A 13128-nucleotide genomic window follows, 5' to 3' on the forward strand; every position below is an offset into this window, starting at 1 on the left:
TAGAATACTAAGATTATCTAATGTTATATTGTTTCTCTAATATCTTCACAAAAACCGGCGTTTCCGTAGCCACAATTTTTAATTCTCCGTTTACAGGGCTTACTTCACTGCTAACCATAGCACCGGCACCGGGTTTCAAACTATAAATAACAGCCTTTGCCCCTGCATCCAAATGGAGTGTATAATCAGCCGTTCGGCCAACCTGATCGGGAATAGTAAGCACGTATATTGTATTTTTGCCTGATTGGTACCTGTCCACTAACGGGTCGGCATTGATGGTGCCTGTGTAGGTATAATTGCCCATCAGCTTATTTACCTGCAATATATAATCGGCAGCGGGGCGGCGTTTGGTGCCTTCGGCCAGGCCCGATGTTGAATACTGTTCGGGGTTATTGGGCGTTGCATCAAATAACTGGTAAAAAAACAGGCGCTTTATCCCATGCCGGGCATACATTAACGACGAGCGCAATATCCAGTCGGCCTGTGTTATTAATGCGGATTTGTTACCTATTGGCGGCGCATGCTGGTAGCTTTGCTGGTTTATATCGTAGCCGGTTTCGGTTACCCAAACCCCAGGTTTGTTCTTTAGCCCATTTGCCAGTTTCACAAACCCATCGGCCACACTGCCGGATATGGTCAGCTCGGGCGCTACACCGGTTGAGGCGCGCTGATGTGTAAATATATTACCATCGTTTGCGTACAGGTGATAGTTGATCACATCAAAGCAAAGGTTTATGCTGCCATCGGCTTTAAGGCCACGGTTGGTTTTGCACCAGTCTATCATCCGCTGCACATATTTTACATCGGCAGTAGCCAGGCCGCCCATAACCACAACCATGCTTGGGTCGGCGGTTTTTACGCCGGCATTGCTGCCCAGCGTACCTTTGTGCCCATCATAAAACGCCGACATATTCGCGGCGTATTCCTCGGGTGTTTGCGTGGCTTTATCGCCTTTCCACCAGCGGTCGGGCTCGTTGCCGCATTCTATGTATTTTATAAGGCCAAGTCCAAATTTAACAGTGTTCACCGCATCGTTATTCCAGCGGGGGCGGCTATCCACTTTTACCATATCGGGGCTTATATGCGTGTTATAACCATATCGCGCGGCAAACTGGAAAGCCGTGCGCGCCTGTATTATATATGATGCAGGCAACAAACGGTTAGCGCCGTAGGCCGCCGGTACATTCTCGTCGTCGCGTTCGCCGGCAGGGTAGGTGTCCATCATCCAAACGGGCAGGTTTTTGATATCGGCCAAAACCATGATCCCATCCTGTTTGCAGCGGCTGTAAATGATATCGTAATACCAACTACCGTTATTGGTGGGGTTGTAAGTGTAATTACCTTGGGTATTTTCCAGCTTGTTCCAGTTTAAATAATGCCTAACCGCGCTAAAGCTTTTAATAAGCGCCATATTGGCTTCGTAGATGTGGTCGCGGTTGTTTGGCGCGGCGGGGTTTTCTAAAAAGTTCCACTCGTAGCTGTTAATGCCAAACATGTTTTTAAGCGGTGTTTGGTTGCTGTCGGTAGTGTTTGCCTGGGCGGGGCTTATCACTTTAACGGTATCCTTAACAGAGGGGGGTACAGGTTTGACACCGCAGCGCGAAAACCCCAGTACGGCTACCAGTACTGTGCATATCCAACGCTGACCGAACAGTATATCCATCCTTTTTTTGCTATCAGGTATTAAAGCTATTGCTCAAATATATATGCTTTTGTACTCAATAAGTATATTAATGGTTTTTAAGATGTTTAATTTAAAGCAAAGCACTATCTTTATTCTTCTTAAAAAACAACCTTATTATGAAAAAACTAACATTTGTATTTGCCTTATTGATCCTGGCGGGAAGTTCGGCTTTTGCACAGATCACCAAAGATCAAACCGTTGCCGAGTGGACACGCGCCAAAGCTTACACCAAAGCTTACCTTGATGCTATGCCTGCTGATGGTTTTGCCTTTAAAGCTACACCAGAAGTACGCACATTTGCACAACAGTTTTTGCACTTAGCCGATGCTAACTACTTTTTTATTGTTACGGCAAGTGGCAAGGAGAGCCCTTTGGGTAAAGGTGTATCGGTAGAAAAAACCGTAGCGCAAACCAAAGAAGCAACCACAAAAGCAGTGATGGACAGCTACGATTTTGCTATCAGCACTATCCAGGGCATGACTGATGCGCAGTTCCAGGAAGAAGTTGCCATGGGTGCCAGGAAAGCAACCAGGGGGTTGTTATTAGCCAAAGCTTTTGAGCACCAAACCCACCACCGCGGGCAAACAACCATTTACCTGCGCTTAAAAGGTGTAACCCCACCACCCGAAATGCTTTTTTAAGCAGTTTTTAAAATTTAACAGGGATGCCATGCCGGGTTTCGGGATGGCATTTTTGTTGGAGCTTATTTTAGATGAATATTTTATTTATCAATAAAAGCTTGCATTTGCTAAAATAATTAGCAATTTTGTTGGGTGAACCAAAACAAGATAGAGATAAAAGCCGAAGCGCGGGTACTGTTTGTTGATATGAACAGTTATTTTGCCCGTTGCGAGCAGCAGGCAAATTACTGGCTGCGCGGCCGCCCGGTTGGTGTTTGTGTTTACACAGGTAAATACGGCTGCGTGATATCCCTGTCTACCGAGGCTAAAGAGCGGGGCCTTAAGGCGGGTATGCGTTTAAATGATGCCATGGCCCAGTGCCCCGATCTTGTACCCGTTGAAAGCAACCCTGCGCGTTACCGCGAGTACCACACCAAAATAATAAACATTATGCGCACGTATTGCAACGATGTGGTGCCCAAAAGTATCGACGAGGCCATTATCAACTTTAGCAATTACGAAAATGTAGACCCTATGCAAATGGCCATGAATATCAAAAGCGATATCCTGACAAAGGTGGGCGACTGGCTTACCTGCTCGGTGGGGATAGCGCCAAATGCTTTTTTGGCCAAACTGGCATCGGTGCGCGGGAAAAAAAAGAACGGGCTGATGATGATAACCCCGCAGAACATCGATTCGGTTTTAAGCGAGCTTAAATTGGGCGACCTGCCGGGTATAGGGGCCAACATGTCGTACCGGCTGGAGCGGGCAGGGGTAAAAACCCCGCTGGAAATGCGCTACACCCCGCCCGAACGTTTACGGGCCATTTTTAAAAGCATTGACGGCGTTTACTGGCACTACCGGCTTAATTTTATTGAAACCAATATTGTAGCGCACGAATACAAAGGTATGCAGGCCATGCGGCAGATCTCGGCCGAAAAGCGCAAACATATCAATTACATCGACCAGTTGTTTATGACCCTGTGCCTAACGCTGGAAAAACGCATGGTACACCATAAGTTCTATTGTAAATCTGTTGGGTTTACCGCCCGCTATGCCGACGATACCCGCTGGGACGATGCCTTTACCATAAGTACGCCCGTGCAGGATGCCATCAGCCTGATGCGGATGATCCGCATCCGCATAGCCAAATTTGAAGAAAAAACCGGCAACGTGCCTGTAATGAATACCCAAATAACGCAAATGCGTGTGGCGGTTACCAATTTTGTGAACAACGGCAATATGCTTTATAGCTTGTTTGAAGACATGGACCGAAAAGAAACCGCACTGAAGACCATGCACCAGATAAAGGACAGGTTTGGTTCTGATAAGCTGATCCGCGCTGTTGAGATGACGGATGGTAAGGTGATAAAGGATGTAATAGGCTTTGGCTCGGTAAAGGATCTGACCGACCTTGATTATAAAACGGTGTAAATTTATCCTTTAATTGCCCGCTCCCGCGAGTTTAGCGTAGCGTAACTCGTGGTGGCCACTATGCAAAAGCTTTCAGCTTGCGTCAGCTGAAAGCTGACTGTGTGCCACACCACGAGCTAAAAGCTCGCGGCAGCATAATATAATTTAGCTTGCCTACCTCGATACATCTATCTTGATCTTCCTGCCCTTTATCTTCTCGTTTTTTACCAAAGCTACGGTACGTTCTATCAGGTTACGCTTTACGGCGACGTATGAAGAATGATCGAGCACTTCTATCAAACCCAGGTCTTCTTTGGCCAGCTCGCCCTTTTTCAGCAGCAGGCCTACAATATCAACCTTGTTAATTTTATCTTTTTTGCCTGCGGCGATGTAAACCGTAGCCCATGGCGATAGCGGCGGGATAACCGTTTTTTGGGGTAGTATTTCTTCCTCAGGGATATCAGTCAGGTAATCGGGTTTCTCACCCGGCGCTAACAGCAGGTACGAGGTTCCTGTGGCATGCATCCTTGCCGTGCGGCCATTGCGGTGAATAAATGCCTCCTGGTTATGGGGCAGCTGGTAATGCACCACATGCTCTATCTCGGGGATATCCAGCCCGCGGGAGGCCAGATCAGTAGTAATCAATATATGGTGGCTGCCGTTCCTGAATTTGAGCAGGGCACGTTCGCGGTCGTCCTGCTCCATACCGCCGTGAAAAATATCGTGGGGCAGGCCCATGTCATACAACAGGTCGCTTATGCGGTCAACCGCTTCGCGATGGTTGCAAAACACCAGGGTTGGCTTATCGCTTATCTTGCAAATAAGCGCGAACAGGGCGTCGAGCCTGTCGGCAGGCTCGCATATCACTACTTTTTGTTTAAGGTCGGGGGTGGAGGCCGCGTGGGTAAGGTAATCCAGCCTTGCAGGGCGGTTAATGCCAGTGAAGGATGGGATCTGGTCCATTTGCGTGGCCGATGTACGGATCCGTTTTTTAAGATTAGGCAACTGCCTGATGATGTAGGCCATATCTACCTGGAAACCAAACTCCAGCGACTTGTCAAATTCATCCAGTATCAGCGTAGTAACCGTGCTTGTGTCAAAGGTTTCGCGGCGCATGTGGTGCGTAATACGGCCGGGGGTACCCACAATAACGGCCGGCGGCTGCGATAAACTATTCAGCTCTATCTTTAGCGGGTGCCCGCCGTAAAAGCAATTCACCTTAAAGCCGCTGCCCATACCGCGAAACACCTGCTCTATCTGTAAAGCCAGCTCGCGCGATGGCACCAGTATCATTACCTGTACGGTTGGTATTTTGGCATCCAGCAAATCCAATAATGGCAGCAAAAACCCCAGTGTTTTACCCGACCCGGTAGGCGAAAGCAGTATCACGTCGCCTTTTTTGGCGGCGGCAATGGCAGCCTCCTGCATGGGATTTAAGGCATGGATCTTTAAGTTTTGTAGGGCTTGCTGTATCATAAGCCGCAAAGATAAGCTAAACCCGCTACTTAATTATCCAACATCAATTGATGGATGTATTAGCCCTCCTCTCTTAATTTTTTGATCTTTTCAAGTGCATCAACATCAATTTGGTCTTTGGGGCGATTGATGACCTTTTTATTTTGGATGAGTTGATCAATGTGCAAGAACGGAACGCTTATACCTTCGATATCTGCAAAGGAAGCCATGGATAAGCACTCGTCAAAGGTGTAATTTTCAAGGCATGTCAAGTTGGTAAGCGCATCTAACCGGAGACCGTTATGTAAAATAAATTCCGTACAATTTGGCGAAAATTGCATTTGTTCTATCATTGGATAATCGCCCATAGCGCAATCCACAAGGGCATTTCTGAAGGCTTTTCTATTTTCTACAGTATCATTTAGCCATATGTCTAAATCGTCTGAAAAATGCTGAAACCCATGAAGGTTTACAGCAAAACCACCAACCACAATATATTGCACGTTATTTTCCCGAAGGGCTTTCCAGAAACTTAAAATGTCTTTATCAAAGATGTCCACAGGTTATTTACTAATAGCTGCTTCAAATTTAAATAAAAAGGTGAAATCAGCAATTTACTTCGTATGAAACACCTCTTCCATCTCACTCCAGATCTTGCCTTTGGCGGCGGCATCGGGCAAGGGGATTTGGGTTGGGTCGGTACGTCTCCACCATTTTTGGGTGTTGGGGTCGGCGGCCATTTTTTTCATATCGGCGTTAAAATCAGTGCCTGAATATTCAAAATAGCTGAACAGGTAGGGCTTACCGTCTATCTGTTTAATGTAAATGGAATAATTGCGGATGTTGCATTCCTTTATCTTTTTTAACACCGCCGGCCATGCGTGGGCGTGTAAATCCTTATAAACCTGCACGCTATCCGGGTTTAAACCAGTAATACTTGCGTAGCGCTGTACACGCTGCGGACCGGAAGCGTTTGGATTTGTGCAGCCTGCCGCAAATAAGCAAACTGCTATTGCTATAAAAAAGACTTTCATAAGCTTATGATTTTATCACGGGGATAGCTTCCGCATCCTGAAACAGTTCATGGCGGTATCGCCCAGTTGGGCAACCAATTTATAATTGGCAATGGCGCCTACTGCTGCACCTATAACGGGAAGCAACTGGGCCATTTTTGCCAGATCGATATAATCGCGGTACTCCTGCTGGAATATGCGCCAGTCAAAATCTTCTGCATTTTCGGGTAAGTTACCGCTGTAGGTTTCCCAATTTTGCAGCAGCAGGTATATTTCGTTCCGCCTTTGCTGGCTGGAATAGGCCAGTTGAAATATGTACAGCAGGTACAGCCTTTCTTTATAATCCTTAACATTATAACCATAAAGCGATGCTATATTAAAAAGCAACTTCATTTTTATACCGATAAGGATGGGGAAATCGGCAAAGCCCATTAATATGCCACCCGCGCCTGTTATTGCGCCCTCAACGCTGGCAGTTTTTTGATAGATGCCGACCTGCCGTTTAATATGGCTTTCCCTTAACAGCAGGGATGCATCCGGTGGTAATGTGATATCTGTAGTGTACTTGATGCCGAAAATAGCCGCCTTTATCATCTTTTCGATAGTGACGGTAATTACCTTGTGCACCTTTTCGGGTATCAGCCTGTTGATTTTATCCTGCAGGCTTTTTGCTATTCGGTTTGACCACGAAGCGCCTTTCTGCATTTTTTGCTGCCATACTTCCAGTTCTGCCCGGGCCTGATCTTCGTAAGTTGTCATGGGGTAAAAGTGATTATTTTAGCATGTATGATAACTGTGTAATTACGCTACCTGGCCTGCTTGTATTTACGTGCAAAGTACAGTGCCGAAAAAACAGTTAGCAAAATACCGATAACCGATAAGCCCATCACACTGTTGGAAAAAAAAGTGACCCAGTTAAGTTTCACCTTAAAGATCTCTTTAGAAAATAATACGCCCACGCTGCCTATGTAGCCAAACGAATCGGCAAGGTATATTAGGAAACCAACATTACCCGCATACCTGAATGTAGCGATAAGCCTCTCAAAGAAAACAGCGTTAAATGGGATGTATACCATATACAGGCCAAGGCCTACGGTGGTCATCCACCATATGGGGGCCAGGCTGCCGGTGATGAATATGAAGGTTGATACCCCGGCTATTAAAAATCCAAGGCCGACGAACACATGCGCCGTCATCAACGCCTTGTAGCTGTTACGGATCATCACCATACTGCCTATAAGCACCAGGATGACGAGTGTAATTGGGGTTTCGGTTTTAGAGAATATAGCGGGCTGGTTAAAAAAGCCCATTTCTTTCCACATTTCGGCGCTAAAGTTATCGCGGATATCCCTGAATATGGTTGCGAAGACATAAATGAGGATGCACGCTGCAAGCCCCGGTAAAAACGCGCGTATAAAGGTTTTGCGCTGTTCGCCGGTCATAGGTGTGCGCTCCATACGGTCGGCAACATCGGCGTCATCCGGCATCGGGATCTTTTCCATCAGGTAAATAAACAGCAGCAGGGGCAACGCGAATACCAGACCGGTAAAAAAAGGCACCCAAAACTCGGTAACACCAAACTCCAGCATCAGCCAGCCGCCAACCGACCGTACAAACCCCGATGCGAAAATAAAACTAACTGCCAGCGTAGCGCCAATAAAATCGGTACCGCGCCTGCCTTCTACATAGGAAAACACCACGCCCCAAAGCATCCCCAGCGGGAAACCATTTATAAACAAAAATACGATGTTGTAAGGCACAGGCACCAGCGCGAAACACAACCAGCTAAACCAGGCAATGCCGGTGAGTACAATAATGATCTTGCCACGGCCGCTGCGCTTTAGTTCGGCAATGTACTTTACACCGTAAAATTTGGCCAGCATGTAACCCAAAAGCTGGCTTATTACCAAAAGGGTTTTATAACTATACCCGGCTACCGTAATACCATCAAAGGTTGCAACAGTAAACGATTTACGGAAACCGAAGATCATGGTGTACGCCAGAAACACGGCTATGGCCGCGTAAATATTTACCTGCAAGCGGTTAGCGCTTAATTTGGTTGGTTTATTTAACATATGCAGGGGTAAGATAGATAAAAGTAATGACAGCCGGGTGTTTCCCGGATTGCTCTAAATTATTTTCCGGCTACTTTATGGAAAGTGCGGCACACCTGCATCTTTTAATAGATTATATAATAAATTAGCTTCACTTAAACCGCTTGTTATGCTCAAAAGAATACTCTTACTAAATATTTTGTTACTTGTTGTAATTGCTAATGCATTTTGCCAAAATCCGCCCCAGGAATTTTTTAAAGGATTGGATATGATGGAGGTTGATAAGCCCGCGGCAAAAGCATACTTTTTAGAAGCTGCCAACAAGGATCCGGCTTTTTTTGGTACTTACCATTTTCTTGGGGTTATAGCCACAAATATGCACCAGCCCGATTCGGCAATTTTTTATTACAAAAAGGCTATCGAACTTAATAAAGGTAATGCCAAACTCGCTGCTATGACATACCTACGCCTGATAAACGAATATGTTTACAGCAAAGATTTTAAAAATGCCTTTGATACAGGTTGGAATGCTTACAAACTTTACCCGGAGGATAGGATGATAGCAACTGCATTAAAAGATGCCTGCCTATGGTCGGTTTATATAAAATACGATAACCTGGACCCTAACTACTTATCAGCCGATATAAAAGATGAATATGTTGTTACATCTATAGACCAGGAATACCTGATATTACGTAAACTACGTGTTAATGATAACACACTCTCCGTATCTGCACAAAGCCTGGCAAACAAAAAAGGCGCGAGCTACGATATTTTAAAATGCTTTGTACAGGGTACAAAAGACCAAAAAGAGATCATGTTTAAGATAAACTGGGACATGGCTAAGTATTTTGGCGGTAAACCGGCCGACACTCAAAAAATTGACGCATCAAAACCAATTTATGAAAGGATAGGGGCAATCATGCTAAAAGATGATAAGGCCGACTTGAAAACAGAAATTGAAAAGCTGATGAATTGAACAACATATTTAAACCAACATTCCGTTAACTATATATTCAATTTGCTTAATATTTGATTTGTACGCAATTTTGTCAAATAATATCACACAATGTACTATTACCCATAACCAAACGGTACATTGCGGCAATCTACCCAATTGATGAAAAATATAGTTTACGTAAGTACCGCTGTGAAATTGATGCACGAAAATCAATTGCTCGATATCCTGCATAATTCGAGGCAGCATAACGCGGCGCTTAGTATTTCGGGCGTTTTATTGTATTCCGAAGGGACCTTTATACAGGTTTTAGAAGGCAGGGACTCTGTAATTGATGCCCTGTACGCAAGGATCCAGGCCGACCAGCGCCATAAAAATATCATCAAACTGATTGATGAGCCTATTACCGAAAAAAGCTTTGCGCAGTGGCTGATGGGCTTTGCTGTAACTGATGCTGCTAAAACAGAGAAACTGCTTGGCTATCTACGGTCGGTAAACGAGCTTGACCTGAACAGCAGCAACAGCGGCACCATTAACGCCATTAAAACTTTTATTGAGAGTAACGGGCTTGATGTGAAATAAAGTTATTTAAAACCCGCAAGGCCTTTTTACGTATGTAAGTATATGCAAGTAGCTAACGATCAGTTTTATGCGGACTTACCTGCAAACAGGGTGCATCTTGGAGAGCTATTATTAGAAGAAAAGTTTTTTGTAAAGTTTCCTGATAACTGGCATGTTATAATAACCGATATAAAAGGTTCTACAAGAGCAGTATTTAGCGGCCGGCACGAGGATGTGAACCTTATTGCTACCGGCAGTATCGTTACTGTGTTAAACATTGCCTTTAACCTAAATGTTACCATCCCGTTCTTTTTTGGCGGTGACGGCGCTACTTTTATTGTACCACCCAATATTATTGAAAAGGTTATGCAGGCGCTGGCTTTGTATAAGATAAACACACTTAATATTTTTAACCTCGAAATACGTATAGGCACAATACCCGTTGAATATATATACGCGAAAGGCCACCACATACATATATCAAAATTCAGCAGTTCCAGGTCGTTCTCTATCCCGGTAGTGTTGGGCAATGGACTCAACTACGCCGAAGAGTTGATAAAAGGGGACGACGCGATCTTATCCGGGCATGCTGCCCAAACCGATGAACTTAACCTGAGCGGGATGCAATGCCGTTGGGACAGGATAGCCAAGCCCGAAGATAAGGAGGAGGTAGTTACGCTGCTGGTTGTTGCCAGTGACGGTGCAAGGCAATCGGGCGCATTTAGTAAGGTAATGAACAAGATAGACGAACTTTATGGCCCTCCACCTAAACGGCAACCTATATCAATTGCCCAATTAAAACTAAAATCAACCTTTAGCAGTATTCGCGAAGAAATGCATTTCAGGCTGGGCCATATCAAATGGTTAGAACTGGTGAAAACCTGGTTAACCACTCTTTACGGCTACATTTATTTCCGCACGCAAAAGGGTAAAAAATATCTGAAGAACTTGGTAGAAATGTCGGACACGTTGGTTATCGATGGTAAAATAAACACTGTTATATCGGGTACCGTTAAACAACGAAAAAAATTACAGCAGGCTTTAGACGAATTAGAACAGGAGGGAGCAATTAAGTACGGCTTGCATGTAAGCAGCGCCTCTATCATGTCGTGTTACGTGCGAGACCTGGAAGATGGGCATATCCACTTTGTAGATGGTTCGGAAGGTGGCTATACGCAGGCTGCTAAAATACTTAAAGCGAAGTTATAGAGGATGTCCACAGGTTTTTTAAACGGCATGCTAAGTTCAAAATGCTAATAGAATAGAACCAAGGGTTGTAAAACAAAAAACGCCTTCCTGAATTTAAGAAAGGCATTTTCTATTGCATGTTGGAAACGAGAAATATCCCGTCTCTACGATTTATTAAATTTTATTCCCCTCGCTTCAAACCAAATTTCTCTATCTTACTGTATAGGTGGCTGCGTTGGATATCGATATCGTCGGCAGTTTTTGATACGTTCCAGTTGTTTTTTTCCAGTTTAAATTTAATGTACTCGCGTTCGGCGTAGTCCTTATACTCCTGGAAGTTGGTAAACTGGTCGAAATCTGTTTGCGGCGCTGCGGCAACGGCTGTGGCAGCTACCGGTGCAGATGGGTTGGCAAAAGCCTTTACATCGGTATCGGTTATGGTTTTATCGCTCAGGATGATCAGGCGCTCTACCATGTTGCGCAGCTCGCGGATGTTACCCGTCCACGGCAGGGCTTTTAAAGCATCTAAAGCGGCGTCCGAGATCTTTTTAACCGGCATGCCGTACTCGTTGCAGATCTCTTCTAAAAAGCTTTGGGTAAGCAGGCCGATATCGTCGCGGCGCTCGGTAAGCGGCGGTACGTGAATAAGGATAACGCTAAGGCGGTGGTACAAGTCCATACGGAAGTTACCGGCCTCAATTTCTTTCAACAGGTCTTTATTGGTTGCCGCAACTACGCGTACATCCACATCAATTTCTTTTTCGCCACCTACACGGGTAATTTTGCTTTCCTGTAAAGCGCGCAGCACTTTGGCTTGTGCCGACTGGCTCATGTCGCCGATCTCGTCAAGGAAAAGGGTACCGCCATTGGCACTTTCAAATTTACCGATGCGCTGCTTAATGGCCGATGTAAATGATCCCTTTTCGTGGCCGAACAATTCGCTTTCGATCAACTCGGAAGGGATGGCCGCGCAATTCACTTCGATAATGGGGCCGTTGCTGCGGTTCGATTTTTCGTGCAGCCAGCGTGCTACCAGCTCTTTACCGCTACCGTTTGCACCGGTAACCAGTACGCGGGCATCGGTAGGGCCAACACGGTCTATAGTTTCTTTTATTTTTATGATCGCCTGCGATTCGCCCAGGATAGGGCGCACTTTAGATACTTTACGTTTTAATACTTTGGCTTCAACAACCAAGCTCCCCCTGTCCAGGGCGTTGCGTACGGTGATGAGCAGGCGGTTAAGATCAGGTGGTTTTGATATAAAATCGAACGCGCCTTTTTTGCTGGCCTCAACAGCGGTTTCAACTGTGCCGTGGCCCGATATCATGATAAAAGGAAGATCGGGACGCAGGGCGAGGCCCTCGGTAAGCACTTCCATACCATCCATGCGGTTCATTTTTATATCGCATAATACCAGGTCGTAATCGTTCTTCCCAATAAGCTCAAGGCCGTCTACACCGTTATCTACGTCTTCAACAACGTAATCCTCGTACTCTAATATCTCGCGCAGGGTACTGCGGATTGACCGCTCATCATCAATTATTAAAATTTTTGCCATGTGTTCTTAACCGAAAATAGGTAGTAATGTTTCGGCGGCTAATATATAAAATTGTATAGTATTTTGTGCACTTTGTGTGAGTGATTTGTGATTAGTAAATTAGAGATTAGTTAATTAGAGATTAGTTCATAGTTAACTAAGAAAAGCCATTCACCAACCAGCACTCGTTTACCATGAACTATTAACCATGAGCCATCAACAAAAAAGCCCCCTTGCGGGGGCTTTCAATAGCAGCAAATCTGTAAGCCGGGTTTTGTACTCCAGAAAAGGAGCTTCTATCATTAATCTGGCCCTGCCGTTGCCGACAGGATCTATCAACCTACCCATTCTGACATTCCGTTGCCGGACATGGATGCGAGCAGCACCGCTTTCAGAACCTATTTGGTTTTTCAACTCCTGAGGTTTACCGCGATCCCGGTCGCCCGGAAAAGCCGTGAGCTCTTACCTCACGTTTTCACCCTTACCCCACGTGCCAAAGGGCAAATGCGGCGGTATATTCTCTGTGGCACTTGCTGTCGTCCGTTAGCTAACGGACGCCTTCCCGTTAGGAAGCAGGATGCTCTGTGTTGCCCGGACTTTCCTCTCACCAACTACGTTGGCACAGCGATAGAACGTTTTGCAGGT

The 13128-nt window shown here is 45.4% G+C and carries 12 protein-coding genes and 1 other RNA gene; 5 read left to right on the top strand and 8 right to left on the bottom strand.

Annotated elements, in window-relative coordinates; genetic code table 11:
- Positions 1-13 precede the first annotated feature (13 nt).
- Entirely contained in the window at positions 14-1663 is a 1650-nt protein-coding gene (locus EWM62_RS01890; RefSeq protein ID WP_129874938.1) for a hypothetical protein, read from the bottom strand.
- Between the two features lie 137 nt (positions 1664-1800).
- Here EWM62_RS01890 and EWM62_RS01895 point away from each other — a divergent pair, with 137 nt between their 5' ends.
- Both EWM62_RS01895 and EWM62_RS01900 read left to right on the top strand, forming a co-directional pair.
- Positions 1801-2325 (top strand): DinB family protein, encoded by a 525-nt coding sequence (locus EWM62_RS01895; RefSeq protein WP_129874939.1) that lies wholly within the window; start codon positions 1801-1803, stop codon positions 2323-2325.
- A gap of 132 nt (positions 2326-2457) precedes the next feature.
- Complete coding sequence (locus tag EWM62_RS01900) at positions 2458-3738, top strand: DNA polymerase Y family protein (protein WP_203234960.1); 1281 nt, start codon at positions 2458-2460, stop codon at positions 3736-3738.
- A 153-nt stretch (positions 3739-3891) separates the two neighbouring features.
- Here the strand turns inward: EWM62_RS01900 and EWM62_RS01905 are convergent, their stop codons facing one another.
- From EWM62_RS01905 to EWM62_RS01925, 5 genes are read right to left on the bottom strand one after another with little or no spacing between them, the layout of a single operon-like run.
- Positions 3892-5193 carry a DEAD/DEAH box helicase gene (locus EWM62_RS01905; protein WP_129874940.1) on the bottom strand — a complete coding sequence of 434 codons (1302 nt, stop codon included), beginning with the start codon at positions 5191-5193 and terminating at the stop codon, positions 3892-3894.
- A 59-nt stretch (positions 5194-5252) separates the two neighbouring features.
- Positions 5253-5732 carry a nucleotidyltransferase gene (locus EWM62_RS01910; protein WP_129874941.1) on the bottom strand — a complete coding sequence of 160 codons (480 nt, stop codon included), beginning with the start codon at positions 5730-5732 and terminating at the stop codon, positions 5253-5255.
- A 54-nt stretch (positions 5733-5786) separates the two neighbouring features.
- On the bottom strand, positions 5787-6206 hold the full coding sequence (locus EWM62_RS01915; protein ID WP_129874942.1) for an L-rhamnose mutarotase: 420 nt from the start codon (positions 6204-6206) through the stop codon (positions 5787-5789).
- A gap of 15 nt (positions 6207-6221) precedes the next feature.
- Positions 6222-6944: an EcsC family protein gene (locus tag EWM62_RS01920; RefSeq protein WP_129874943.1), complete on the bottom strand. Its 723-nt coding sequence runs from the start codon at positions 6942-6944 to the stop codon at positions 6222-6224.
- A 47-nt stretch (positions 6945-6991) separates the two neighbouring features.
- On the bottom strand, positions 6992-8260 hold the full coding sequence (locus tag EWM62_RS01925) for a DUF5690 family protein (RefSeq protein WP_129874944.1): 1269 nt from the start codon (positions 8258-8260) through the stop codon (positions 6992-6994).
- Positions 8261-8408: 148 nt separating this feature from the next.
- Between EWM62_RS01925 and EWM62_RS01930 the strand changes: the two genes are divergently transcribed.
- The 3 genes from EWM62_RS01930 (at position 8409) to EWM62_RS01940 (ending at position 10967) form a co-directional block, all read left to right on the top strand.
- Entirely contained in the window at positions 8409-9218 is an 810-nt protein-coding gene (locus tag EWM62_RS01930) for a hypothetical protein (RefSeq protein ID WP_129874945.1), read from the top strand.
- A 141-nt stretch (positions 9219-9359) separates the two neighbouring features.
- A complete protein-coding gene (locus EWM62_RS01935) occupies positions 9360-9779 on the top strand; it encodes a BLUF domain-containing protein (RefSeq protein ID WP_129874946.1) in 420 nt (139 codons plus the stop codon).
- 42 nt (positions 9780-9821) lie between these two features.
- Positions 9822-10967 (top strand): DUF3095 family protein, encoded by a 1146-nt coding sequence (locus EWM62_RS01940; protein WP_129874947.1) that lies wholly within the window; start codon positions 9822-9824, stop codon positions 10965-10967.
- A gap of 160 nt (positions 10968-11127) precedes the next feature.
- On the opposite strand, the gene EWM62_RS01945 is transcribed toward EWM62_RS01940, so the two are convergent.
- Positions 11128-12504, bottom strand: coding sequence for a sigma-54-dependent transcriptional regulator (locus EWM62_RS01945; RefSeq protein WP_129874948.1), 1377 nt, complete (start codon positions 12502-12504; stop codon positions 11128-11130).
- Between the two features lie 226 nt (positions 12505-12730).
- An RNA gene (rnpB, locus tag EWM62_RS01950) (RNase P RNA component class A) lies at positions 12731-13127 on the bottom strand.
- Position 13128: the final 1 nt, after the last annotated feature.

Origin of the sequence: Mucilaginibacter terrigena, assembly GCF_004168255.1 — a bacterium.
Classification (GTDB): domain Bacteria; phylum Bacteroidota; class Bacteroidia; order Sphingobacteriales; family Sphingobacteriaceae; genus Mucilaginibacter; species Mucilaginibacter terrigena.